Annotated in this window: 30 protein-coding genes and 1 pseudogene; 26 read left to right on the forward strand and 5 right to left on the reverse strand. The window is 27.7% G+C overall.

Going from position 1 to position 26054, the window contains the following annotated elements; genetic code table 11:
- Positions 1-20: 20 nt before the first annotated feature.
- The 11 genes from cbiE (at position 21) to QOZ93_RS05525 (ending at position 8840) form a co-directional block, all read left to right on the forward strand.
- On the forward strand, positions 21-638 hold the full coding sequence (gene cbiE, locus QOZ93_RS05475; RefSeq protein ID WP_307355436.1) for a precorrin-6y C5,15-methyltransferase (decarboxylating) subunit CbiE: 618 nt from the start codon (positions 21-23) through the stop codon (positions 636-638).
- A 41-nt stretch (positions 639-679) separates the two neighbouring features.
- A complete protein-coding gene (gene cbiT, locus QOZ93_RS05480; protein ID WP_307355437.1) occupies positions 680-1240 on the forward strand; it encodes a precorrin-6Y C5,15-methyltransferase (decarboxylating) subunit CbiT in 561 nt (186 codons plus the stop codon).
- A 17-nt stretch (positions 1241-1257) separates the two neighbouring features.
- On the forward strand, positions 1258-1923 hold the full coding sequence (locus QOZ93_RS05485) for a cobalt-factor II C(20)-methyltransferase (RefSeq protein ID WP_307355438.1): 666 nt from the start codon (positions 1258-1260) through the stop codon (positions 1921-1923).
- Positions 1924-1950: 27 nt separating this feature from the next.
- Positions 1951-2703, forward strand: coding sequence for a precorrin-4 C(11)-methyltransferase (gene cobM, locus QOZ93_RS05490; protein WP_307355439.1), 753 nt, complete (start codon positions 1951-1953; stop codon positions 2701-2703).
- Positions 2704-2724: 21 nt separating this feature from the next.
- A complete protein-coding gene (gene cbiG / locus QOZ93_RS05495) occupies positions 2725-3750 on the forward strand; it encodes a cobalt-precorrin 5A hydrolase (RefSeq protein WP_307355440.1) in 1026 nt (341 codons plus the stop codon).
- Between the two features lie 111 nt (positions 3751-3861).
- Positions 3862-4581 carry a precorrin-3B C(17)-methyltransferase gene (cobJ, locus tag QOZ93_RS05500; protein ID WP_111941440.1) on the forward strand — a complete coding sequence of 240 codons (720 nt, stop codon included), beginning with the start codon at positions 3862-3864 and terminating at the stop codon, positions 4579-4581.
- An 85-nt stretch (positions 4582-4666) separates the two neighbouring features.
- A complete protein-coding gene (locus tag QOZ93_RS05505) occupies positions 4667-5467 on the forward strand; it encodes a cobalt-precorrin-6A reductase (RefSeq protein WP_307355441.1) in 801 nt (266 codons plus the stop codon).
- A gap of 75 nt (positions 5468-5542) precedes the next feature.
- Positions 5543-5755: a DUF1450 domain-containing protein gene (locus QOZ93_RS05510; protein WP_162630354.1), complete on the forward strand. Its 213-nt coding sequence runs from the start codon at positions 5543-5545 to the stop codon at positions 5753-5755.
- A gap of 411 nt (positions 5756-6166) precedes the next feature.
- Positions 6167-7030, forward strand: a complete 864-nt coding sequence (locus tag QOZ93_RS05515) for a YitT family protein (protein WP_307355442.1) — start codon at positions 6167-6169, stop codon at positions 7028-7030.
- 383 nt (positions 7031-7413) lie between these two features.
- Entirely contained in the window at positions 7414-7953 is a 540-nt protein-coding gene (locus tag QOZ93_RS05520) for a cob(I)yrinic acid a,c-diamide adenosyltransferase (RefSeq protein WP_422723872.1), read from the forward strand.
- A gap of 5 nt (positions 7954-7958) precedes the next feature.
- Entirely contained in the window at positions 7959-8840 is an 882-nt protein-coding gene (locus QOZ93_RS05525) for a YitT family protein (protein WP_307355443.1), read from the forward strand.
- Positions 8841-8908: 68 nt separating this feature from the next.
- Here QOZ93_RS05525 and QOZ93_RS05530 read toward each other — a convergent pair whose 3' ends face one another.
- Both QOZ93_RS05530 and QOZ93_RS05535 read right to left on the reverse strand, forming a co-directional pair.
- Positions 8909-9079, reverse strand: a complete 171-nt coding sequence (locus QOZ93_RS05530) for a DUF362 domain-containing protein (RefSeq protein ID WP_111941450.1) — start codon at positions 9077-9079, stop codon at positions 8909-8911.
- Between the two features lie 294 nt (positions 9080-9373).
- Entirely contained in the window at positions 9374-9544 is a 171-nt protein-coding gene (locus QOZ93_RS05535; RefSeq protein ID WP_111941452.1) for a 4Fe-4S binding protein, read from the reverse strand.
- 214 nt (positions 9545-9758) lie between these two features.
- Here QOZ93_RS05535 and QOZ93_RS05540 point away from each other — a divergent pair, with 214 nt between their 5' ends.
- From QOZ93_RS05540 to QOZ93_RS05580, 9 genes are all read left to right on the forward strand, one after another.
- Complete coding sequence (locus QOZ93_RS05540; protein WP_111941454.1) at positions 9759-9983, forward strand: FeoA family protein; 225 nt, start codon at positions 9759-9761, stop codon at positions 9981-9983.
- Positions 9984-10043: 60 nt separating this feature from the next.
- Positions 10044-10262: a FeoA family protein gene (locus QOZ93_RS05545; RefSeq protein ID WP_111941456.1), complete on the forward strand. Its 219-nt coding sequence runs from the start codon at positions 10044-10046 to the stop codon at positions 10260-10262.
- Positions 10263-10283: 21 nt separating this feature from the next.
- Complete coding sequence (feoB, locus tag QOZ93_RS05550; RefSeq protein WP_111941458.1) at positions 10284-12317, forward strand: ferrous iron transport protein B; 2034 nt, start codon at positions 10284-10286, stop codon at positions 12315-12317.
- Positions 12318-12363: 46 nt separating this feature from the next.
- The gene (locus QOZ93_RS05555) at positions 12364-12657 is read left to right on the forward strand and encodes a DUF2325 domain-containing protein (RefSeq protein WP_111941460.1); all 294 of its coding nucleotides are present in this window, start codon (positions 12364-12366) and stop codon (positions 12655-12657) included.
- Between the two features lie 364 nt (positions 12658-13021).
- Positions 13022-13810, forward strand: coding sequence for a polymer-forming cytoskeletal protein (locus tag QOZ93_RS05560; RefSeq protein ID WP_307355444.1), 789 nt, complete (start codon positions 13022-13024; stop codon positions 13808-13810).
- A gap of 37 nt (positions 13811-13847) precedes the next feature.
- A complete protein-coding gene (locus tag QOZ93_RS05565; RefSeq protein WP_307355445.1) occupies positions 13848-14471 on the forward strand; it encodes a DUF4004 family protein in 624 nt (207 codons plus the stop codon).
- Between the two features lie 53 nt (positions 14472-14524).
- Positions 14525-15814, forward strand: coding sequence for an MFS transporter (locus tag QOZ93_RS05570; RefSeq protein WP_307355446.1), 1290 nt, complete (start codon positions 14525-14527; stop codon positions 15812-15814).
- Between the two features lie 96 nt (positions 15815-15910).
- Positions 15911-16654 carry an elongation factor P 5-aminopentanone reductase gene (gene ymfI / locus QOZ93_RS05575; RefSeq protein ID WP_307355447.1) on the forward strand — a complete coding sequence of 248 codons (744 nt, stop codon included), beginning with the start codon at positions 15911-15913 and terminating at the stop codon, positions 16652-16654.
- Positions 16655-16812: 158 nt separating this feature from the next.
- A complete protein-coding gene (locus QOZ93_RS05580; protein ID WP_307355448.1) occupies positions 16813-17172 on the forward strand; it encodes a hypothetical protein in 360 nt (119 codons plus the stop codon).
- 103 nt (positions 17173-17275) lie between these two features.
- On the opposite strand, the gene QOZ93_RS05585 is transcribed toward QOZ93_RS05580, so the two are convergent.
- Positions 17276-18631, reverse strand: a complete 1356-nt coding sequence (locus QOZ93_RS05585; protein WP_307355449.1) for an aminotransferase class V-fold PLP-dependent enzyme — start codon at positions 18629-18631, stop codon at positions 17276-17278.
- Between the two features lie 476 nt (positions 18632-19107).
- Between QOZ93_RS05585 and QOZ93_RS05590 the strand changes: the two genes are divergently transcribed.
- From QOZ93_RS05590 to QOZ93_RS05605, 4 genes are all read left to right on the forward strand, one after another.
- Positions 19108-19596: a TspO/MBR family protein gene (locus QOZ93_RS05590; protein WP_307355450.1), complete on the forward strand. Its 489-nt coding sequence runs from the start codon at positions 19108-19110 to the stop codon at positions 19594-19596.
- Positions 19597-19782: 186 nt separating this feature from the next.
- Positions 19783-21012, forward strand: a complete 1230-nt coding sequence (locus tag QOZ93_RS05595; protein WP_307355451.1) for a YibE/F family protein — start codon at positions 19783-19785, stop codon at positions 21010-21012.
- Positions 21013-21132: 120 nt separating this feature from the next.
- Positions 21133-21534 (forward strand): DUF6762 family protein, encoded by a 402-nt coding sequence (locus QOZ93_RS05600; protein ID WP_307355452.1) that lies wholly within the window; start codon positions 21133-21135, stop codon positions 21532-21534.
- 72 nt (positions 21535-21606) lie between these two features.
- Positions 21607-22251, forward strand: a complete 645-nt coding sequence (locus tag QOZ93_RS05605; RefSeq protein ID WP_307355453.1) for an undecaprenyl diphosphate synthase family protein — start codon at positions 21607-21609, stop codon at positions 22249-22251.
- Positions 22252-22307: 56 nt separating this feature from the next.
- Here the strand turns inward: QOZ93_RS05605 and QOZ93_RS05610 are convergent, their stop codons facing one another.
- Entirely contained in the window at positions 22308-22535 is a 228-nt protein-coding gene (locus QOZ93_RS05610; protein ID WP_111941480.1) for a glutaredoxin family protein, read from the reverse strand.
- 249 nt (positions 22536-22784) lie between these two features.
- Here QOZ93_RS05610 and QOZ93_RS05615 point away from each other — a divergent pair, with 249 nt between their 5' ends.
- Complete coding sequence (locus QOZ93_RS05615; RefSeq protein ID WP_307355454.1) at positions 22785-23024, forward strand: DUF1292 domain-containing protein; 240 nt, start codon at positions 22785-22787, stop codon at positions 23022-23024.
- A 69-nt stretch (positions 23025-23093) separates the two neighbouring features.
- Here the strand turns inward: QOZ93_RS05615 and QOZ93_RS14070 are convergent.
- Positions 23094-23555, reverse strand: a pseudogene (locus tag QOZ93_RS14070) (Csac_0668 family 2Fe-2S cluster-binding (seleno)protein); the annotation flags it as partial.
- Between the two features lie 687 nt (positions 23556-24242).
- Between QOZ93_RS14070 and argS the strand changes: the two are divergent.
- Positions 24243-25934 (forward strand): arginine--tRNA ligase, encoded by a 1692-nt coding sequence (argS, locus tag QOZ93_RS05630; protein WP_307355455.1) that lies wholly within the window; start codon positions 24243-24245, stop codon positions 25932-25934.
- Positions 25935-26054 lie beyond the last annotated feature (120 nt).

Consider the following 26054-nt stretch of genomic DNA (forward strand, 5'->3'; position numbering starts at 1 on the left):
ATTAAGAAGGGGTGTTTTTTATGGAGAATAAAACAACCTTATATGTTATAGGCTTAGGGCCGGGGCATAGAGATTACATACTTCCCAAAGCTATGAAATGCCTAACAAATGTTTCAGCAATAGTTGGGTTTAGTAGAGCTATGGAAAGTATTGATTTTATAGACAATAATAAAATAATAATAAAGTCCCTTAAAGATTTAAAGGACTTATATGAAAATGGTGAATATGAATCATTAGGAATCATAGCATCGGGAGATCCTTGTTATTATGGTATTACTAATTATATTAAAAGTACAATTTCAAAAGATGTAAAAGTAGTACCAGGTATTAGTTCCTTCCAGTATTTTGCTAGTAAACTCGCACTTCCTTGGCAAAATGCATATGTAGGAAGTATGCATGGACGAGAAGAGGACTTTTTAGATATAGTAAAAGAATATAAATTAAGTTTTTGGCTTGTAGATAATAAATTTACTCCACAAACATTATGCAAGTCCTTAGTAGAAAATAATATACGGGGTAAAGCATATGTAGGAGCAAATTTATCTTATGAATATGAGGAGATTTTCAAAGGGAATATAGAGGAAGTTGCAAAAGGAGAATTTTCTCATCTTAGTGTTTTAGTTATTGAAAGGGATTAAATTTAAAAATAAGTGTTGCAAAATAAGTGAGGAATAAATAAATGAAATATATAAGAGATGATGAATTTATTCGTGGTGATTGTCCAATGACTAAGGAAGAAATTAGAATTCTTAGCATTGCAAAAATGGAATTAAGAGAGGATTCGAATGTATTAGATGTAGGAGCAGGAACAGGGTCTGTTACTGTTCAAGCAGCTAAGATTGCAACAAAAGGAAAAGTAATCGGCATAGAAAAAGATGAAGCTGCATTAGATACTATTTATAAAAATATAGAAAAGTTTCAAGCTATTAATTTAAAAGTATTAGAAGGAAATGCAATGGAACATCTTAAATCAATGAATGAAAAATTTGATTCCATTTTCGTAGGTGGAAGTAGTGGAGAACTGGAAGAAATAATTGAAGAATCATTAAGACTGTTAAAAGATGAGGGTATAATGGTTTTAAATTTTATTACAATAAATAATCTTTATACAGCAATGAAAAAGTTAAAAGATTTAAATTCTAAAGTAGAATGTACTCAAATTTCGGTAAGCAAAACCCGTGGTCAAAGTTACATGTTGATGGGTATGAATCCAATATTTATTTTAACAGCAAGAAAATAAGGAGGACTAGAATAGAGATGGCAACTTTATATGGAATTGGTGTAGGTCCTGGAGATAAGGAACTTATAACATTAAAAGCAGTAAATACTATAAAAAAAGTAGATGTAGTTGTAGTACCAACAGCTATGAAGGATGGAGAAAGTATTGCCTATGAAATAGCAAAGGATTATATAGAAGAAGGTACTGAAGTTTTATTTAAGCATTTTCCAATGGGAGGAGCTGAACAAGAACAAAAAATTTATGAGGCTTATGAAGAAGTTGCGGCCATTTTAGCTACTGGTAAAGATGTTGCATTTTTAACTATAGGAGATCCATTTGTATTTAGTACATATATCTATCTTTTAAATCATATGCAAGAAAAAGGATTTGAAGTAAAAACTATTCCAGGAATTACTTCTTTCTGTGCTTCTGCATCACTTGCAGGGCAACCATTAGTAATTGGGGATGAGCCACTTTTAATACTTCCAGCTACTAGACTAGATTCTGTTAAAGATGAGAAGTTTTTAGTTATAATGAAATTTTATAAGGTTGAGGAACAAGTAATTAACTTCCTAGAGGAAAGAGGATTCCAGTATGTATGTGTTAAGAGAGCTGGAAGAGAAGGACAAGAAATTCTAAAAACTAGAGAAGAGATTATAAATTCAAGAGATTATATGAGTTTAATTATTGCAAGACGTAAATAATAAGAGCAAATTTTAGGAGGAATAATAATGATATACTTTATTGGAGCAGGTCCTGGAGATGTAGATTTAATAACTGTAAAAGGAAGAAATACTTTGGCTAAAGCTGATATAGTTATATATGCAGGTTCATTAGTAAGTCCAGAACATTTAAAGTTCTGTAAAGATGGAGTGGAAAAATATAATTCTGCTTCTATGACATTAGAAGAAGTTATTGAGGTTATGTTAAAAGGAGAAAAAGAAGGAAAAATAATAGTGAGATTACATACTGGAGATCCTTCAATATATGGAGCTATAAAAGAACAGATGGATGAACTTGATAAACATGGTGATATAAAATACGAAGTTATACCAGGGGTAAGTTCTTGTATGGCGGCTGCAGCAGCTATTAAAAAAGAGTTTACATTACCATCAATTACTCAAACAGTGATTTTAACAAGAGTAGAAGGAAGAACTCCAGTACCGGAAACTGAAGATCTAGAAAATTTAGCAAGAATAGGAGCTTCAATGGCTATATTCCTATCTATTAGTATGATTGAAAAGGTTGTTGCTAAGTTAAGAAAAGGTTATGGAAAAAATGTTCCAATAGCTATAGTTGAAAGAGCTACTTGGGAAGATCAAAGAGTAATATATGGAACATTAGATGATATAGCAGAAAAAGTACATGAAGCTGGTATTACAAAATGTGCACAAATATTAGTTGGTGATTTTATAGATTGTGAATATGATAAGAGTAAATTATATGATAAAACTTTCACTCATATGTTTAGAGAAGGAAAGTAAGTTTAGAGAAGGAAATAAATAATGAAAAAATCCTTAAGAGAGTTTATGGCTATAATTTGTGTTACTGAAGCTGGAAATAAGCTTGCCGAAAATATAAGCAATATTTATGAAACACATATATATAAAAGATGCGAGGTTAAAGAAAGAGGAATAAAGGACGTTACACAGGAGGCTTTCTCAAAATTTAATTTTGTTATATTTATAAGTTCCACTGGTATTGCTGTAAGAAGTATAGCACCTTTTATAAAATCTAAAACAGAAGATCCAGGAGTATTAGTAATAGACAATAGTTCAAGGTATATTATTTCACTTTTAAGTGGACATATTGGAGGAGCTAATGAACTTACACAAAAATTATCAAGTTATTTAGGTGCTATGCCTATAATAACAACGGCTACAGATAATTTAGGAGTTATTGCACCGGATGTTATAGCTAAGGATAATGAGCTTATAATAGATGATATGAAAATATGTAAGGATGTAGCAGTCTCTCTAGTTCATGGAGAAAAGGTAGCTTTTTTAGATGAAGATAATAAAATTTTACTTCCAAAAGGTTATGAAAGTTATAAAGAGGATGAAAAATATAAGGCAATAGTTATAGTTACCAATAAAGTAAGATTAGATATTGGTGAAAAAATAGATAACATCCCAATTTTAAAACTTATAAGAAAAAATATAGTTTTAGGAATAGGATGTAAAAAAGATTATGATTCTTTTTCTATGGAAGAAAAAGTTTTTAAAAAGTTAAGTGAAATGAATATAGATAAGAGAAGTGTAAAAATTATTGGTACTGCTTGGATAAAAGAAAAAGAAGAAGCTATTATTAACTTAAAACAGAATCTAAATTGTGAAATGAAAGTTTTTAGTAAGGAAGAGATTAAAAAAGTTCAATGCAAATATAAGGGTTCTGACTTTGTTGAAAAAACTTTAGGAATAAGATGTGTGTGTGAGCCTTCTGTGGAATTATCAGGTGGAATCTTATTTACAGATAAAATGCCAATGCAAGGGATGACCTTATGTATAGGTAAACTTTTTAAAACGATCTAGTCCGTATAATATATTAAAATCAATCAACTGTAAATATCTGGTGTTTAAAGCTACGAAGTTTTATATTTTAATTTAAAGTATAAGTTCTTTATATTAAAAAGGAGAAATGAAATGAAAAAATTATATGTAATAGGAATAGGACCAGGAGGTCTTGATTACTTAACAGTTAAAGCGAAAAAAGCTATAGAAGAAAGTGATGTTATTGTAGGATATATTAAATATATAGAAATGGTAAAACCTCTTTTAGAAGGAAAAGAAGTTTTTAAAACAGGCATGAAAGGTGAAGAGGAAAGATGTAGAAAAGCTATAGAACTTGCAGAGGACAAAGTAGTTTCTGTTATAAGTACAGGAGACTCTGGAATATATGGTATGGCAGGATTAATTCTTCAACTTAAAAATGATGCTGCAATAGAAATAATCCCAGGTGTTACTGCATCTTCAGCAGCAGCTTCAGTTTTAGGTGCTCCACTTATGCATGATAATTGCAATATAAGTTTAAGTGATCTTATGACTCCTTATGATCTTATTAAGAAAAGAGTGAAAAATGCTGCTGATGGGGATTTTATAATATCTTTATATAATCCCAAAAGTAAGGGAAGACCACATTATTTAGCAGAATGTATGGACATTATAAAAGAATATAGGGATGGAAAAACTCCAATAGGTGTAGTTAAAAATGCATTAAGAGAAGGACAAGAAGTTCGTATATTTACATTAGATAATTTTGATACTGAGGTTGTAGATATGTTTTCTATAGTAGTTGTAGGAAATAGTCAAAGTTATATTGAAAATAATAGGATTATAACTCCAAGAGGGTATAAAGTAAGATAAAGTTTTACTTATATAAATAATAGGCTATGTTAGAAAAGAATTTCGGCTAACATAGCCTATAATATAATAAGGAGAGATATTATATATGATAGGATTAATTTTAGGTACTTCAGAAGGAAAGAAAATTTTATCATTATTAAATCAATTTACAGAGGATATATTTGTATCTACAGCAACAGAATATGGTGGAGAATTGTTAAAGGATTATAAATATAAGGTGTTAAATACAACTCCATTAGATGTAGAGGGATTAAAAAATGTAATTAAGAAATATAACATAGATATATTTGTAGATGGGTCTCATCCCTATGCATTAATAGTTACTGAAAATTTAAAAAAAGCATGTAACGATATGAATATAAATTATTTAAGATATGAAAGACCTTCTGTAGTAGATAAATATATTTATGATAAAAATGGTGAATTAGATAAAAATAATAATGTGGTAGTTGTACATAGTTATGAAGAATTATTACCAAAGCTTAAAAATTTACAGGGAAATATATTAAATACTACTGGAAGTAGAAATATAAAAAAGATTATAGATTTCAATTTAGAAAATAGAATAATTCATAGAGTACTTCCTACTTTAAAAGTTATGGAGGAATTAGATCATTTAAAAATATTACCAGAGAATATAGTAGCTATAAAAGGACCTATAAGTTACGAACTTAATATCGCATTTATAAAGGAGTGTAATGCACAAGCTATTTTAATGAAAGATAGTGGGGTACAAGGAGGAACAGAGGAAAAAATAAGGGCAGCTATAGATAGTAATATTAAAGCTTATGTAATAGGTAGAAAAAAGGAACAAGGCATTAATATATTTTCTAAAGAAGAAGACTTAGTGAAACAAATAAAGGAACTTAGTACTAGGCAAAAATAAAGAGTATATGTTATAATTTCCTTATATTAACTATATAATGTTAATATAAGTTTTTTTATAGAAAAGGTGATATATGTGCAAATAAGCTTTTGTCAAGAAAATGAAGGTGCTAAAGAAGTAATAGAACTTTTAGAAAAATATCATCCTGAATTTAAAGTTACTATGAATAAATGCCTTGGGGAATGCGGAAAGTGTACTCATAAGTATATAGTACGAGTAGAAGGTAAATTTTTAGAGGCAGATACGGCACAGGAATTATATGATAAAATTATAAAATTTTTTGTTTAGTTATGCTAAATATGATTTACAATTTAAAGAATCCAAAGTTATTTTAACAAATTAAAATAACTTTGGATTCTTTTATTTTAAAATATATAACTATTGAAATTTCATAAAAATATGAAGTATTATACATAAATTCTAAAAAAATAAAAGATAATAATTAAAAATTTAGTATAACTTTAATTAATATGAAATTTCATATATATACAATAATAAATATAGTAAAATAATCATAAAAAAAGATAAAAAAGTAAAATAAAGTAATAACTTTGGAAACCCTATGTTTTTAAAAAAAAGATAAATATGGTATTATAAGAATATGTAAACAAACAAGGCATAAAATATAAAAGTGTATGTAGAAAATAAATTATAAAAGCAACTTTATAATTAATATAACTAGAAAGGAAGATATGTAGTATGGCTATTACTAAGAAAAATTTAAAAGAATTTTTACTTATGAATGTAGGATTAATTTTGGCTGCTGCTGGAGTTTACTTTTTTCTAAACACACATGATTTGGCGGTTGGAGGAGTAACAGGCCTTGCAATGGTTTTGAGTAAATATTTTCCTGTAATAACAATGGGACAGTTTACTTTTATATTAAATACTCTTTTACTTATTCTGGGATTTATTTTTATAGGACCTAAATTTGGAGGAAAAACAATTTATGCAAGTTTTGCTATATCCATTTATTTAGCGCTATTAGAAAAAATTTGTCCTATGAATCATCCTATTACAGAAGATTTATTTATAGAATTGCTTATAGGTATTTTATTAAGTGCAATAGGAATGGCTATAGTATTTGAACAAGGTGCATCTACAGGTGGAACAGATATATTAGCTAAAATACTTAATAAATATGCACATATGGACATAGGAAAAGCATTGCTAATATCAGATTTTATAATAACACTTTTTGCTATGGTAGCCTTTGGCCCTAAAAAAGGAATGTATGCTTTAATAGGGGTTATCATACTAGGATATACAGTAGACATAGTAATAGATGGATTGAATATTTGCAAAAAGGTTGAAATAGTTACCAATAAAGGGGATGAAGTTAAAAAGTTTATTACTAATGAATTAGATAGAGGAGCTACGGTATATACTGCAAAGGGTGCCTATACTAATCAAGAAAAGCAAGTTATTACTTGTGTTTTTTCAAAAAAAGAATTTATTAAATTGAAAAATTATTTAAAAGAAATAGATGATACAGCTTTCGTAATTACTTATGATGTACATGAAATCTTAGGAAATGGTTTTAAAAATATACACGAGGATTAATTATAAATATAAAGCAAATTACCGTAAGTTTACAGTAAAAAAAGTACAAGCTATAATTAAAGTTTGTACTTTTTTAGTATTTTTACATCTAATTTTATACTTAAAAGTTTAGTAATGTGTTATTAACAAAAAAAGTTTTTACATGGATATTAAAAGAAAAAGGTATTTTAGACAAAACTATTTAAGAAAGGGTTATACAAATAAAATAGACTTCATTACAAAATTTATAACTTTATGTAAAGTATAGTAAATTTTATCGTAAGTTTATTAATAATTAAGAAAAATTACTTGAATATTAACAATAATTCAAAAAACTTAAATAATAGGGTTAAATTCATGTAAAAGGTGTTTTTAGAATATCATAAATATGATATTATAGAATTATGTGGAAGAAAGGTGAGGATAACATGCAAGAATCATTTGTACAAGTCTATACTGGGAATGGAAAGGGAAAATCAACGGCAGCATTTGGATTAGCCCTAAGAGCTCATTTTGCAGGTAAAAAAGTTTATATTGGTCAATTTGTAAAGGATATGAAATATCATGAAACTGAAGTAGAAAAAGTTGTAGATGGCATAAAAATAGAACAATTTGGTGCGGGTTGCTTTATAAATAGGAAACCCTCAGAGGTAGATAAAGATTTAGCTAAAAAAGCTCTTGTAAGATGTGGAAATATTCTAAAAAACGGAGAATATGATCTAGTAATTTTAGATGAAATTAATATAGCATTATTTTTTAAGTTATTTTCTCCACAAGAAGTAATTAAAGTTTTAAAAGAAAGAAATCCGAAAGTGGAGGCAGTTTTAACAGGAAGATACGCTCCACAGGAAATTATAGATTTTGCTGATTTAGTTACAGAGATGAAAGAAGTTAAGCATTATTATAGTAAAGGAGTTTTATCAAGAGATGGAATAGATGTTTAAAAATTATGGTAAAGGAAATGATGTGTATGATAAATAAAAAAAATTTAAAAGAATTTTTATTTATAAATATAGGATTATTATTTTTATCAGTGGGAGTTTATTTTTTTCTTAATCCCCATAATTTAGCTATAGGTGGAGTTACAGGGCTTGCTATGGTATTAACTAGATATTTTTCTATTTTAACTCTTAGTGGTTTCACATTAATACTTAATATAATTTTATTTATTATAGGTTTTATTTTTATTGGAGCACAATTTGGAGGGAAAACCATTTATTCTAGTTTAGCCTTTGCTTTTTATTTAAGGATATTAGAAAAGTTTATGCCAATGGCGCATCCTATTACAGATGATTTATTTATAGAGATGGTTATAGGTATTTTATTAAGTGCTATAGGTATGGCAATTGTGTTTGAACAAGGGGCTTCTACAGGTGGTACAGATATAATAGCTAAAATAGTTAATAAGTATACGCACATGGATATTGGTAAAGCTCTATTAATGTCTGATTGCGTAGTAACTCTTCTTGCTCTGATGGCCTTTGGACCTAAAAAAGGAATGTATGCTTTAGTAGGAATTATAATAAATGGTTTTACTGTAGATGAAGTTATTAACGGTTTAAACATATGTAAAAAGGTTGAAATAGTCACAGAAAAAGGCGATGAAGTAATAAAATTTATTACTAATGATTTAGATAGAGGGGCTACTGTATATATTGCTAAAGGTGCATATACTAATAAAGAAAAACAAGTTATAACCTGTGTGTTCTCTAAAAAAGAATTTATTCAATTGAGGAACTATTTGCGGGAAATAGACGAAGGGGCATTCGTAGTTAGCTATGATGTATATGAGATTTTAGGAAATGGATTTAAAAATATTAATGAAGATTAAATATTAAAATAATAGGTTAAAAAAGTACAGGCTTTAAAGCTTGTACTTTTTTAATCCAGATAAGTAAATTATTCAGCTTCTGGAGCAGCTACTGGACAAACGTTTGCACAGTTTCCACAGTCAATACAAGTAGCTGCATCTATAACATATTTAGAATCTCCTTGGCTTATAGCGTTTACAGGACATTCAGATGCACAAGCACCACAACTTACACAGTTATCATTAATTTTATATGCCATAACTAAATCCTCCTCTATAATCTTTTATGAATATAATATCATATTAATGTAATAAAATAAAGTGTTTTTATTACATGGAATTAACTTGAAAATTTAGTGTAAAGCTCATAAATACAAGGGGTTTAATAGAATACATTAGAAAAGGTTTGCGATTTAGAGACAAATTTGTAAAAGTAAAATAACAAAATTATAAATTTTCCAAAAATAATGGTGAGAATTTATAAAAAAACAAAAAACAGAGAAAAATATTAAAACCTATTTTTCTCTGTTTTAAATGAGAAGTTAAAGTTAAAACTAATCTTGTACTGGAGCACCTACAGGACACACAGCAGCACAATTTCCACACTCAATACACTTTTCAGGATCTATTCTAAAAATAGTATCACCTTGAGAAATTGCTTCTGTAGGACATTCAGGAGCACAAGCACCACAACTAATACAATTATCTAAAATTTTATATGACATTTTGCAGGTCCTCCTTAAGCTACGTTCATAATGTATTATGTACATAAACAAAGATTTTAATGCAACAAAACTTTTATAATAAAGCAAATAATTTTAATAAATAAAATATTTATTGTTGCAAAAATAAAAGTAGTAATGTATAATAATTAACAGATGATAATAAATATCAATTTCAACGAAAAGATAGGTTAATGATTAAGGGGTGAAATCGGAAATGGAACTATGTTTAGATAAATGTAAGGTTGGAAATGAATATGAAGTTTTAAATATTAAAGAGGGTAGTAGAGTACGAAGAAGAATTATGGATCTTGGTATAGTAAAGGGTACTAAAGTAAAAGTAACAGGAAAGGCACCACTAGGAGATCCTATAGAAATTGCTTTAAGAGGGTACAAGCTTACTTTAAGAAAAGAAGAAGCAAAGGATATAATTGTAAAATAACAGGATTTTAGGGGAGAAATAAAAAAGCAAATAAATTTCTTCAAGAAGGAGTGAAAAATTATGATGCCACTTAGCTTTGTGAATTCAGGTGAAGTTGTAGAAATTATAAAGATTGTAGGAAATGAAAATTTTGTTAAAAGATTAATGGAAATGGGATTTAATACGGGGTCACAGGTGAAAATGGTTAAAAACTCCGATGGTAATTTAATTGTTGGATTAGGTGAAGGAAGAATAGTTTTGGGACGAGCTATGGCAGGTAAAGTTATGGTAAGTAATTAAATTTTTTAGGAGGATATATTTATGGGTTCAGAAATTGTAGTAGCCTTAATGGGTAACCCCAACTGCGGAAAAACTAGTTTGTTTAATGCATTAACAGGTGCTAGACAACATGTTGGGAATTGGCCAGGGGTTACAGTTGAAAAAAAAGAGGGTAAATTAAAATATAAGGGGAAAACTTTAAGAATAGTAGATTTACCAGGAACTTATAGTTTAAGTGCTTATTCAGAAGATGAAGTGGTTGCAAGAGATTATTTAGTTAAAGAAAAACCTCACGTAGTAATTGACGTTGTGGACGGAACTAATCTTGAGAGAAATATGTATTTAACTACTCAAATCATGGAAATAGGTTGTAAAGTGGTTATGAGTTTAAATATGATGGATGAGGTTGAAAAGAGAAATATAAAAATTGATGCTAAATCTATCTCGCAGGAATTAGATGTAGAGGTTGTTCCGACTATTGCAGCAAGAAAAAAAGGAATTAATGATCTTTTAGATACTATTTTAAAAATAGCTGATAAAGCAGAAAATAATAAAGAATTAGAACTTGAATATGATAATGATTTTCAAGGTCAATTGAAGGAGATTATATATAAGTTAGATATGCATAAAGATGTACTTGATTATCCAAGTAAATGGACTGCAGTGAAACTTATTGAGAATGATTCTTATATGGTTAATTATATAACTGAAAAAGGATTAAAAGATGTATTAAAACAAGTGGAAGAAAGTATTAATTATTTAACAAAAGTTTATGGATTTGAACCAGAAAATGTAGTTGTAGACAAGAGATATGAATATATAGGAAAAATTTTAAATGGAAAAATTCAAAAACAAGATGAATATGCAGAGACCGTATCAGATAAGATAGATAAAGTTGTTACCAATAAATATTTAGGTTTACCTATTTTCGCACTTATAATGTTTATTATGTATCAGATTACTATGAGTTTTGGTAATGACTATTTAGGTGAAAAGGTTGGACAGTTATTTGAAATACTAGAAAAGTATGCCGAAGGGGCTTTATCAGGTGCATCTCCATTCTTATCAAAGTTTATTACTGAAGGGTTAATTGATGGTTTGGGACAGGTCCTAACTTTTGTACCATTAATTTTAGTTATGTATTTAATAATTGGTATTTTAGAAGATAGTGGATATATGGCTAGGGCAGCTTATGTTATGGATAGATTTATGTCTAGTTTAGGACTTCATGGTAAAACAGCAGTTTCTATGATTATAGGTTCAGGATGTAATGTTGCAGGTATTATGTCAACAAGAACTTTGGAAAGTAAAAAAGATAGAATGATTGCTATTTTAGTAAATCCTTTTATATCTTGCTCAGCAAGAATGCCAGTATATGCAACTTTTGCAGCAGCATTCTTTACAGGTAAAAAATTTGGATTCTTATCAGTTAGCGGACTTGTTATATTTTCTTTATATTTAATCGGAATTCTAGTAGCTATTATTTGTGCTAAAATATTTAGCAAAACATTATTTAAAGGTGAAAAATCTTATTTCTTAATGGAGTTACCTCCATATAGAATACCTACAGTAAAAGGTGTTTTACTTCGTATGTGGGAAAAAGCATCTGCATTCTTTAAAAAAGCAGGAACAATTATTTTTGCCATTGTAGTGGTTGTATGGGTATTATCTAATTTACCAATGAACGTTGAACCAGGTTCAGCACAAAGTGTTTTAGGTAAATTAGGAAGTATCATTGCTCCAATATTTAAGCCGCTTGGGTTTGGAACATGGCAAGCAGGTGTTGCATTAATTACAGGAGTGCTTGCAAAAGAAGCTGTACTTGCAACTATGGCAACTGTTTATGCAGTATCAGAAGAAGCTCTTGGAACAGCATTAGGAGCAAATTTCACAGCATTAACAGCATATACATTTATGGTATTTACATTATTGTATTCACCATGTATGGCAGCTTTAGGAACAGTAAAGAAAGAAACCAATTCACATAAATGGGCTATTTTCTCAGCAGTTTATACTACTGTAATAGCTTGGGTAATATGTTTCTTAATTTATAACATAGGAAAATTATTTGTATAAAGTTGTATATGTATTAAATAATAAATGCAAAATGAGGAGGGGGAATATGAGCGTATTAGTTATTGGGGGAGACAGAATAGAACCTATAAGAAAAAAACTAATAAGCTATGGTTTTAATGATATTGAACATGTAACAGGCAGAAAGAAAAATGAAAAGAAAATGGATATTTCTTACAATACTGATTTGGTAGTAGTATTAACAGATTTCATAGGACATACTTTAAGTAAAAACATAAAAAATAAAGTTAAAGAAAAGGATGTTAAAGTAGTTTTTGCTAAACGTTCTTGGATAACTATGGAAGAACAGATTAAAAGTTTTGTTAAAGAATTTAATAATTAATACAAAAATATAAATTATTAAATATTTAAAATATATTATACACAGTTGATTTCCTTTAAAATCTTTTTTAACTTACAAGTCATAAGAGTTAATCTATATGACTTGTAAGTTTTTTTTATTTAGTAATATTTATAATTTTCAGAAAAAATATTTACAATGTAACAAAGTTATGATATTATAACAATATAACGTAACAATGTTACGACAATAAAAAATAAAAGTACAATTTGAGATTATAAACTTAACAGTAATATAGTTTATATATAGGGACTTTAAAGCGTGTATAATCTTATAATGTGTAACTTAAGAATATATATAATTCACAATACTAACAAAACAATGTTATATTTAAGGAGGAAATTAAATGGAAAATAATGAATTGGGGAATTTATACATTTCAGGAAGTGGTAGATGTAGTGGCGGAAAATTCCGAAGTGTAAAAATTTTAGGGAGTGGAAAAATTGTAGGAGACATAGAATGTGAAGATTTCAAGATAAGTGGAAGTGGTAAAGTTGAGGGAAATATATTTACTAAAGATTTTAAAATAAGTGGAAGTGGTAATGTAGAAGGAGCTATTGTTACAAATGAATTTAAGATAAGTGGGAGTGGTAAGGTTGAATCAGATGTCACTTGTACTGATGGTGTTATAAGTGGAAGTGGTCATATACTAGGCAAAGTTAGTTCAAAAAATTTTAAAATTAGTGGAGGAGGAAAAATTGGAGGAAAACTTATAGGAGAAAATATTTATATATCAGGAATAGGAGCTGTGGAACAGGATATAGAAGCTGATAAGGTAGAAGTAAGTGGAGGAATCAGAGTAGAAGGAATGTTAAATGCAGATATGGTTAACATGGAGCTTAATGGAAGTTCACAGGTAAAAGAAATAGGTGCTACCAAGATTAATGTTAAAGAATCTATAGGTAGAGATAGAGGAATATTAGGAAAGTTTTTTAATATAATAAAAGGTTTTGGAAAATTAACTGTAGATGTTATAGAAGGTGATGATATATATTTAGAAAATACCATCGCTAAAGTTGTGAGAGGTGAAAGAATTACTATAGGAAAAGGCTGTGAAATAGATAGAATAGAGTATAGAGAAAACTATAGAAGTGTAGATGAGAATTCTATTATAAAAGTAAACACAAAAGTATAAATAATATTATATATTAAAAAGATATAGAGGTGAAAGTATGAATGGCGAACTTATATCTAAAAAAGAACTCTTGGAAATTACAAAAATTTCTTATGGTCAACTTTATAGATGGAAAAGAAAAAGTCTCATACCAGAGGAGTGGTTTATAAAAAAATCTAGTTATACAGGACAGGAAACTTTTTTTCCTAAGAAAAAAATTATAGATAGGATAGAGAAAATTTTAAAGTTAAAAGATGATGTATCTTTAGATGAACTTGCTAATATGTTTTCTAGTAAAATTAATATAGATGATATTAATATAAATGAAATTATAGAAAAAAATATACTTTGTAAACAAACAATTACACTTTATGAGGAACTTTACGAGAAAAATTTTCTTTATAAATTTAAAGACTTAATTTTTATGACTATTTTAGAAGAAAAGCTATCTAATGGTCAAGCAACTTTAGATGAAATGAAACTTTTAATAAAGCTTATGGATGGTAATTATGATAAACTACAAAAAGATAATGGCAGGATATATCTAATAAGAAAATTAGGTATATCCTTTTGTGTAGGTTTCTATGGAAAGGATATATTTATAGATGAGAAAAGTAAGGTAGTTTTTATTGTAGATATAAAGGAGTATATAGAAAAACTAAAATTAAAGATTCAATTATAAAATTATATTAAGGGATTTAAATTATATAATACTTAATTCTAGGAGGATGGGGTATGGGGAAAGGTAATAATATAATAGATAAAGAAAAAGATAAAATTAAATTATGGAATAAGGATTTCTTTCTTTTATGGCAAGGACAATTAGTATCTATGTTTGGAGATGCTATTTATCTTATGGCACTTAATTTTTGGGTATTAGATGTTACTAAATCCACAGCGTTAATGGGACTTTTAAGTACATTGTCTATGCTACCTAAAATAATTTTAGGCCCTTTTGCTGGGGTATGGGTAGATAGATTAAACAGGAAAAAAATTATAGTTTTAGCAGATTTAATTCAAGGAATTTTTGTAACATTTGTTGGAGTGGCAGCATTGTGTGGGTTTATAAAAGTTTGGATGGTATTTATAGTTGGGATTATAGAAGGATTGTGCACAGCATTTTTTAATCCGGCAGTACAATCTGTAAGAACAGAGTTGGTACATGAGTCAAAATTAGTACAAGCCAATTCTGTAAGTAGTTTAGCACAATCAGGTATGGATATGTTAGGTAATGCATTGGGAGGAATATTATATGCCACAATAGGAGCCCCTTATATGTTCTTTTTTAATGGGCTTAGTTATATATTTTCTGCCTTTACGGAAATGTTTATAAATGTTCCTGAGATAAAGGATAGAAAAGAAGATGTAACATTTATAGAAGATTTAAAAGAAGGATTTAAATTTTTATGGAATTTTAAAACATTAAGAAATGCTTTTATGGTAGCATCAGGATTAAATTTGTTTTTTTGTGCAGGAGTAATATTAATATTACCGTATTTTAAAGAGGCCTCATTTTTAGGACCTAAAAAATATGGTGTTGCCATGGCTATATTATCTTTAGGCATGGTATCAGCGAGTCTTTTATTATCGATAAAAGAAGTAAAAAGAGAAAATAAATTTAAGTTATATTGTATCTCTATGATTTTAAATGGACCTTTAGTAGTTTTTTTTACGTTAACTAAAAGTTTTCCATTAATTCTTCTTTTTTTATATAGTTCCGCATTTTTTAATGTTGTGTTTAATACTATTTTTACAGCTACAATTAATGTAATAGTACCTAGTAATATGAGAGGAAAGGTATTTGGACTCATGGGAACTATAAGTATGGCATTGCAACCTATAGGAACTTTAATAGGGGGAGTATTAGGGGAAGTTTTAGGGATTACTACGGCTATGAGACTAATGTTTATAATAGGTAGCATAGCATTAATGTTTATGGCTGCCATTAAAAAAATGAGATATTTGATTGAGTTTAGTAGTGAAGAGGAAAGCGTAGACGAACTTATAGAAAGGACTAATAAATAAAATAGAAATTTTAATCTTTATAGCTAATTGTGATATAATATATTTAAAATAAATTAAAAATTTTTATTTAAATATATAAAAGAGGTAATACAATTAATGAGTGATTTAGGTGGGAAGGTAGTTTTAATATCTGGAAGTTCTAGAGGAATAGGAAAAGCTATAGCCTTAGCTTTTGCAAAAGAAAATGCGACTATAATTATTAATTATAAAAGTTCAGATAATAAAGCAGATGAAGTAAAGAAAGAAATAGAGTCTATAGGAGGATATGCACATCTTTTAAAGGGGGATGTGAGTTCCTATGAACAATGTAAGAGTATGGTTGAAGATATAATAAAGAAATTTGGTAAAATAGATGTTCTTGTAAATAATGCGGCGGTAAGTAAAATAGATGTATTTTCTTTTTGCACAGAGGAAACTTGGGATTATATTATAGGAACAAATTTAAAGGGTGTTTTTAATCTAACACATAATGTAGTTAAATATATGGTAGATAAAAAAGAAGGGTCTATAATTAATATCTCTTCAATGTGGGGTGAGGTTGGTGCATCATGTGAAGTTATTTATTCTACATCAAAGGGGGGGATTAATGCATTTACTAAAGCATTGGGTAAGGAACTAGCTCCATCTGGTATAAGAGTAAATGCTATTAGCCCTGGTGTTATAGATACAGAAATGAATAATTGTCTATCAAAGGAAGATAAGGAATCATTGGAAGAAGAAATACCAATGAATAGAATGGGAATGCCAGAGGAGATAGGGAAAGTAGCTGTATTTTTAGCTAAAGAAGATTCTAGTTATATGACGGGTCAGGTTTTAAGGGTTGATGGTGGATTTATTTAATTAGTATTAAATTAATAAGTTTAAAATATTGTAATAATATCTTATAAAATAGTTTTAAATTTCTTAACAATAACTTAATACTTTATTATGTGATACATGATACAATATACAATATAACAAAGAATGGGTATTACATAAAAGGTGAGGAGATTGATACTATGGAAAATAGTTTTAATAAAGGAGTAAGAAACTTGAAGAATATATTAATCTATATATTGGTAGCAATTGTAGCTTTATTCTTAATAAACTTTGTTATAAAAGGAGCTTTCTATATTGGAGGAGCCGTTTTAGCTATATATATAATATATAAGTTATATACTAGAGGAAAAGTTTGGTTTTCACAATTATCCAATTCTATTAAAAAGAAAAAATTTGAAAAAGAAATGGCTAAAGTAAAAGAAAATAAAGGTGGAATTAGTTATATAGAAGCTGAAATTGTAAAACAATCTAATTTTGATAAGATAAATCAAAAAGAGTATGAATATATAGATGTAGATTACAAGGATGTTAATAATTAGAATGTATTTAAATTAAAAGTCATTTATTTTATATAGATGACTTCTTTAGCTTTTAAGTATAAAGAATAGCCCATACTATAAAATATAGTATGGGCTAAAAAATTTAAAAATAAGAAAAATTACTATTTAAATATTTCTTTAAATATTTGTCTTTATTTTGAATGATCTCATTAAGAGCACATATAAGTCTATCTATATCATTTCTAGTATTATAAAAACCTAAACTTACTCTTACCATACCAGGTCTACCGTCTTTATTTTTTCTGTAATGTTCAGCTTCTTCTTCAGACACATTTAAAATTCTCTGAACATAAGGTTGTGCACAAAAGCAACCACTTCTAGTTGCTATACCAAATTCATAAGATAAGATTTTTGATAAAATTTCATGATGAATACCATTTATATTAAATGGTATTATTCCAACTGAATTTTCTATATCATTATCTATATAAACTGTAATATCTTTCATTTCCTTTAGAGCATTCATTAAATATGATTTTAATAATTTCTCGTTATTATCAACTTTATCTAAATTCATTGAATTTAGGCTTCTTACTGCAGTTGCAAGAGCCACAGCTCCAATAATGTTTGGAGATCCAGCCTCATCTTTATGAGGAGGTTCATCCCATGTTACCTTTCTATGGGTAACTACATCAACAATTCCTCCACCTTTGTGATCTGGTGGTAACTTTTCAAATTCACATTTAGGTCCAATTAATACACCAGTTCCATAAGGTGCATACATTTTATGACCCGAAAAAGCTAAAAAATCAATATGCTTAGGATCATTATGGTCTAACATAGAAAATTTAGAATGGGGAATTAATTGAGCACCATCGACTAAAATTTTAGCACCATATTTATGAGCTAGCGCAGCTATTTCATGTACAGGATTTTTATAGCCTGTAACATTAGAAGCGCCTGTTACTGTGACTAATTTAACATTGCCTTTAGAATATTTAAGCTTGTTTTTTAAATCTTGTAAATCTAATCTATAATTTTTATCTATTTCAACATATTGAATATTAAAATTTTCTCTCCAGGGTAGGTCGTTGGAGTGATGCTCCATACAAGTACTTATTATAGTGCTTCCTTTATACATATACCTCATCATATTGGCTAATTTGTTTATTGCTTCAGTAGTATTTTTAACGTAAATTACTGTATCTTCTTGTTTATCTCCTCCAACAAAGTCTAAAATGACTTCTTTAGAATACTCATATAGTGCAGAGGATAGCTGAGATTTATAGCCTGTACCTCTATGATATGATGAGTAATACGGAGAAAAACTAGTTATTTCTTTCAAAACTGAATTTAGTGGTGGAGTAGTAGCGGCATTGTCAAAGTTAACTTCCTTAACTAATCTTCCATTTTGAAGAGGAACAAGTGTATCTACCCCGGCAACATTATATACATTTGCACTAAACATTCTTGGATTAAAACATATATTTTTTTTCATAATGTTACCTCCCTATAAGCATAAGCTTATGGTATTAGTAGATAAATTCTTACCATTTATTATATGTGTAAAATTATAAGAATGTGAAAATTATTAAAATCTAAAAATAATTAATAAAACTAATAACATTTTTGTGACTTAAGTAATATATTATAAGTGTGTAAGTTACAGACATAAGATTAAAAATCGAGGAATGGAAGGAGAGAAGGATTATATGTATTGCTGCTGGTGGTTCTTAATAATAATTCTAATATTTTTCTTTTGGTGGTGGTGTACACCATCATTCTACGGATTAGGTTCCGGTTATCGCAACTCTTGCTGTTGTTGTCAATAAACAAATATTTGGGGTATAATACTTGTTTTTGGAGTTCTAAATTTTTAGAACTCCTTTTTTTAGTTAAATTTTGTTTTTTGGTATATGTTTTTATGTAATAAATAAAATATAGTATAAAGGATTATAAATTTAGGAGGAATATATGAACACAGGAAAGAGCAAATTTAATCTTTTTTATTTTCTATTATCATTTATTATAACATTAGGTACTGGATTTTTAAGTTATATATTTACTAAAAGTTCTATGGTGCTTTATGAGAAATTAAAGAAACCTTCTTTTACCCCTCCAGATATTATATTTTTCATAGTGTGGACAGTGTTATTTATATTAATGGGTCTAGCTTTATATAGAATTTTAAAGTTAAAAGATGAAGGGAAAAATATAAAAAAGGCAGTACTTTTATTTTCTATACAACTAGTACTAAATTTTTTATGGTCTATAATATTTTTTAGAAAAAGACTTATTTTTATGGCATTTTTAGAACTTATATTGTTGGTTATATTTATAATATTAACTATTATAGAATTCTTTAAAAAAGATAAAATTGCTGGTATATTATTAATACCCTATGTTTTATGGTGTATTTTTGCAGGAGTTTTAAACTATTTTGTTTGGTTTTTAAATGCATAGTGTAATTGTTTAGTTAATAAAAATAAAACTAAAAAACTGTTTAAATTATGAGAAATAAGTTATTTTTACAAATAATGTGTAGCTAAAAGAAGATGGAAAAATATTGGAAAAAAACTTCCTATAGTATATAATAATATTATGAATTTTATTCCAAAATTTGTAATAAAATTATAGGGAGAGATGAATATGGTAGCCTATAAAGGAGATTTAAATTTTAAAAATTTAACCCGAAAAGAAAAATTGGTATTACAAAAAAGTAAGGCTAGGGTTAGAATAGTAAAGATTTTGCTTGTTGTAACTATGGTTGTAGGAATTTTATATTTTAATCCTAATATAATTGTAAATTTAAAAAGTAACATTATGAACGTATCTATAGGTACAGGAATATATAAATCAAAGGTATTAAGACTGCAAAAAGAAGAATATGTGTATCAAGAAGCAGGTGGAAGCACCAAAAAAGGAATTCAAAAGATAAGTGTACAAATAAATCAAGGAAAGTTTAAAGGAAAGATTCTTACTATAGAAAATAATTATGATAATTCTAATCCTTATAGTTATGTTATGAAAAAAGGGGACAGATTATACTTATCTGTTGAGGAGAAGAATGGAGATATAAAAAATGCATATATATATGATTATGATAGAGGAATGTATATAGCTATTCTGAGTGCAACTTTTATTTTAAGTGTCATATTAATTGGAGGGAAAAAGGGTATAAAAACTTGTTTATGTATAGCTGTCACACTTCCTATTGTAACTAAGATAATTCCTTATTTTATATTAAAAGGATATAATTATATTATTGTGATTTTAATGTTTTCACTTATTTTAATAGGCATTTTGACTGTAATAATGGAAGGAATAAGTAAAGAATCTATAGCTACAATGTTAGGGTCCGTTGGAGGAATGCTAGTTGGAGGAGGTTTTATTTATGTATTTCAATATCTATGTAAAATAACAGGTATATCTTCTGATCAAATTCAGTTATTATTATATAATGGAAAAAATATTAATTTTACAGGAGTATTATTTGCAAGTCTTGTTATAGGATCATTAGGTGCTATAATGCATATGAGTTTAAATGTAACCAGAGCAATGCAAAAAGCTGATTTAGAAACTATGAATATAAAGGTTACAGATCTTATGAAAATTGGATTTAAAGAAGGAAAGGCATCTTTAGGGGCAATGACAAATACTTTGATTTTGGCCTATTTGGGAGCCACGCTGCAAGTTATAATAATATTTATGGTATCTAACAATGTTACATTATTACAAGGAATAAATGGGGAAACAATAGTATTAGAGATATTAAGAATTATTACAGGGGTTTTAGGGTTTATGGCAGCGATTCCCGCAACTACACTTGTATATGGATTTTTATATAAAAAAGAATTTTTAAATAAGAAATATGTTTAAAAACATTAATTAATAATTATGATTTCATAATTCACAGTTATGAAATCATATGTTACAATAAAATTAAAAAATTGATAAAAAGTTAACATTAGAATAAACATTAAAAAGAGGAGAATGGAAATGGAAGAAGCTATAATTGTACTTATGGAAAAAGAAAAAGATACAGGAAAATTTATAGGAGAAAAAGGGAGTTATACTATAGAAAAAGGTGACTTGGTTCATAGCTTTTATGTTCTTAAGGATAACAAAGATGAAGAAGTATATATAACATTAACAACAGATAAGGATTTAAAAGATTGGGAGTACACGGCTTTTTATGATTATATTAATTTAGATAATTTAAAAAGTTTCTATGAAGATGTAGAAGAAGTTGATGACGAATTTAACCCAGCGTTTAGATTTAAAATTGACTATAATGAGGAAGAAATGGAAGATAAGTTAAATCAGTTTATAGATGTATATTATGAAGAAATTTTAAAAACTTATGAAGAAATTAAAGATTTAGAAGAAGAATATATATAAAAATTTATACTTTAGGTATTATAAATAGAAAAAAAGGAATAATATACTTATAATATCTAGAGGAGTGGTAACATGAGAATACCAAGACATGTTGGAATAATTCCTGATGGCAATAGACGATGGGCTGTGACTCAAGGAATAAAAAAGTCAGAAGGATATGATAATGGTTTAAAGCCAGGGCTTGAAGCACTTAGAATTCTACAAGATGCAGGAGTAGAAGAAGTTACTTATTATGGATTTACTACAGATAATACTAAAAGACCTAGAGAACAAAGGGAAGCTTTTACTAAAGCATGTATAGATGCAGTGAAATTAATAAGTTACGAAAGTGCCTCGCTTTTGGTTGTAGGAGATAAAGAATCACCAATGTTTCCTAAAGAATTAATTCCTTTTACTAAAAGAGTTAATTTCAAAGATGGTGGAATAAAAGTGAATTTTTTAGTCAACTATGGATGGAATTGGGATTTATATTCACTAAACGAAGGAAGTTTTACAAATAGAAAAGAAATTTATGACAATATAAAATCTAATGAGATTTCCAGAATAGATCTTATTATAAGATGGGGTGGTAGAAGAAGATTAAGTGGGTTTTTGCCGGTCCAATCAGTGTATTCTGATTTCTACATAATAGATGAATTGTGGCCAGAATTTAAACCAGAACATATATATGAAGCACTAAACTGGTATAATACTCAAGATGTTACGTTAGGTGGATAAAAAGGTGAAGAAATTAAACTTCACCTTTTTGTGTTATATAGATTAAGGAAAAAAGTTTATAGACCTAATAAAGAATCAATTTTATTTTGATCAAAGCCGGAAACGGCTTCATCATCTATTAATATTACAGGTACACCCATAAATCCCATAGAAATTAATTTTTTTCTATTTTCAGTTTCTTTTACATTTCTTTCTTCAAATTCTATACCTTTTTCCTTTAAATAATTTTTAGCAGTAATACAATGTGGACAAGTATCTGATGTAAAAACTATAACTTTTGACATAATATCCTCCTTAAACAATACACTTTAGTTTATATTATATAATAGTTATTATTTGTTGTAAATCATTATCGATAAAATATATAACATTACTTAAAAATATATTTTGTAAAAAACAAATTTCTATACAAAAAATAATTTTTTATAAAATAAAAGTCTTTTAGTTAATAATGTATAGATATAGTTATTTTACATATTATAAATGTGTAGTTGCAATAGAATAGATAAATTAATAAAAAAGGAGATATTTTTATGAATAAACCATTTATGACAGTACAAAATGGAAAAGGTGAAACCGTGGAATTAGAATTAGTTGATACTATAACAATAACACCTAATAAGTATGTAATAGTATCAGAAGTAAATTCAGATAATGCATTTGCATATAAAGTTAATACAAAAAGTGGAGAAGTAAAATACCAATCTATAGGTGAAGGTGCTGAATTTAAGAAAGTGCTACAAGCATATAATGAAAAACACAAAAATGACTAATAAAAATACATAGAATATAAAAAAGGCTCTGTTTTTATTAAACAGGGCCTTATATTATATAAAAAATATTTACTTAATTTTCATTTTTAATGTATGGTCAATAATTTTTTGAATTGTTGAACCACAACATTTTCCTAAGGGGTTTTTAGTTAAACATTTTCCATTTTTCATTGCTCCAGTTAGTTCTACGATATCTTTCATGTTTTTAGCGTCTTTGTTTAAAATTGCATTTGTAATCATTTCTTCTGTTACTTTATTACAGTAACAAATATATTTAGGATTAGCATCTTTTTTAAACCATATGGGAACGCTAAGGTCCTTTTTATAAAAAATATGTGTATCTTTTTTATTAAAATAAACTACATTACAATCTTCATTTAAGCAAATGTAATATGGGGAACTTGTAACGAGATTTTGAAGATTCTCAAGTACAAGATGTTTAACTGTGACATGACTAACAAGTTGTGATTTTTCATTGCAACAAGGGCAATGAGAAAAGTTTTCTACCGAACTAGTAGAGGTTTTTGTACTTTCTCAACAAGATGTTGATTTTTGTTTTTCCATAGTAATTTCCTCCAGTGTATTTAGATGTATTAAAATTTAAAAACTATACTGATTAAAATTTTAAAAAATTTTTAATATAGAAATTATAGCATATATTAAAAAAAATAGTGTAATTAATGTGTGAAATTATAAATTAATATCAGGATACTTAAAAGGTTAAAATTAAGTATAAATTTAAAATAATTATAAAATAAATTAATATATCCGTTGACAAATTCGATTTTATAATATTATAATAGTTACTAACAAATAGAAATAAAAAAATTCAATGAAGAGGAAAGTACTTTTTTAGTATAGATTTCATAGCGAGCAGAGTAGAGTGGGAGTCTGCAGATCTTAAAGAAGGAAAAGAGCCTCGGAGAAGCTACTGGAAAGCAAATAAGTAGTATTTGTAAGTAAGGTATGCCGTAATAATGCGTTAAATTTTTAAGAGGACTAGGATAATTATAAATTTTATTAAATTGTAATATAAGTTTATGAAATTTAATAAAACACCTAATATGGTTATTTTAGTCAATTAGAGTGGTACCGCGATTTTACTCGTCTCTATTATAGAGATGAGTTTTTTTATATTCTTTTTTAATTTTAATGTATAAAATAAGTCTTATAAATTTGATTAAACTACTAATAGAATAATAAATTGGAGGTTTTAAAATGGATTATAAAAAAATAATAGCTGAAAATATAGGAAATCTTGTAGAATTAGATAAAGAAACTTTGGAAAAATTAATTGAAATACCACCTCAATCAGAAATGGGAGATTATGCATTTCCTTGTTTCCAACTTGCTAAAACTTTAAGAAAAGCACCTCAGATGATAGCTGCAGACCTTAAAGAAAAACTTACAATAGAAGGATTTGAAAAAATTGAAAATATGGGACCATATTTAAACTTCTTTGTAAATAAGGGTGAATTTTCTAAGAATGTTATAGAAAAAATATTAAAAGAAAATGAAAGTTATGGTCATACTAAAGTAGGAGAGGGAAAAAATGTTATAGTTGAGTTCTCTTCTCCAAATATTGCAAAACCATTTCACGTAGGTCACTTATTTAGTACAGCTGTAGGAAATTCACTTTATAAAATTCTTTCAGCACAAGGATTTGATTGTACTAGAATCAATCACTTAGGGGATTGGGGAACTCAATTTGGTAAGTTAATCTCAGCTTATGAAAGATGGGTAGACGAAGAAGCTTTAGAGAAAGATCCAATAACAGAACTTTTAAGAATATATGTTAAATTCCATGATGTTGCAGAGGAACAACCAGAATTAGAAGATGAAGCTAGAATGCACTTCAAGAAACTTGAAGATGGTGAAGAATATGAAACTAAGCTTTGGAAGAGATTCAGAGATTTAAGTTTAAAAGAATTCTCTAAAGTTTATGAAATGCTTAATGTAGAATTTGATTCATACAATGGAGAAAGTTTCTATAGTGATAAAATGCCAGCTATAGTTGAACATTTTGAAAGATCTGGAGTATTAACTGAAAGTAATGGTGCACAGGTTGTTATGCTTGATGAATACAATATGCCACCATGTATTCTTAAGAAATCAGATGGAGCAACTATTTATGCAACACGTGATTTAGCAGCTGCAAAATACAGAAAAGATACTTATGACTTCCATAAGAATATATATGTAGTTGGTAAGGACCAATGTTTACATTTTAGACAATTCTTTACAGCATTAAAACTTGCTGGATTTGATTGGGCAGATGATTGTATACATGTTCCATTTGGACTTGTAAGATTTGCAGATAAGAAGTTATCTACAAGAAAAGGTGATGTAATCTTATTAGAACAATTATTACAAGAGGCAATAGATAAAACTCTTGAAGTTATAAATGATAAAAATCCAAATCTTGAAAATAAAGAAGAAGTTTCTAAGAAAGTTGGTATAGGGGCAGTAGTATTTACCTACTTAAAAAATAGTAGGGAAAAAGATATAATATTTAATTGGAATGATATCCTAAGCTTTGATGGAGAAACTGGTCCATATGTTCAATATACTTATGCACGTGGTAAGAGTATATTAAGAAAAGTAGGAGAAGCAAAGGGAGAAGTAAACCTTAATTTATTAACTTCAAAAGAGGAATTTGGAATTGTAAAAGAGTTATCAAACTTCCATAAAGCAATAGTTACAGCAACAGAGAGATTAGAACCTAGTGTAATTTCAAGATATGTATTAGATGTAGCTCAAGCATTTAATAGATTCTATAACAATTGTAATATTGCTAATACTGAAGATGAAATACTTAAAAATACAAGAATTGAACTTGTTGAAGCAACTTGCATAGTAATTAAAAATGCTCTAGAATTATTAGGAATAGATGTAGTTGAAAAAATGTAATTTACTTTTATGATTGTATAAAAACCACCCTTTTAATTAGGGTGGTTTTAAATTGAGCATGAATTTTAAATGGTTTTAGTGTATAATAACATATGATGACCTAATTAGTTTGGAGGAAGA

This window comes from Hathewaya limosa (assembly GCF_030815255.1).
Classification (GTDB): domain Bacteria; phylum Bacillota; class Clostridia; order Clostridiales; family Clostridiaceae; genus Hathewaya; species Hathewaya limosa.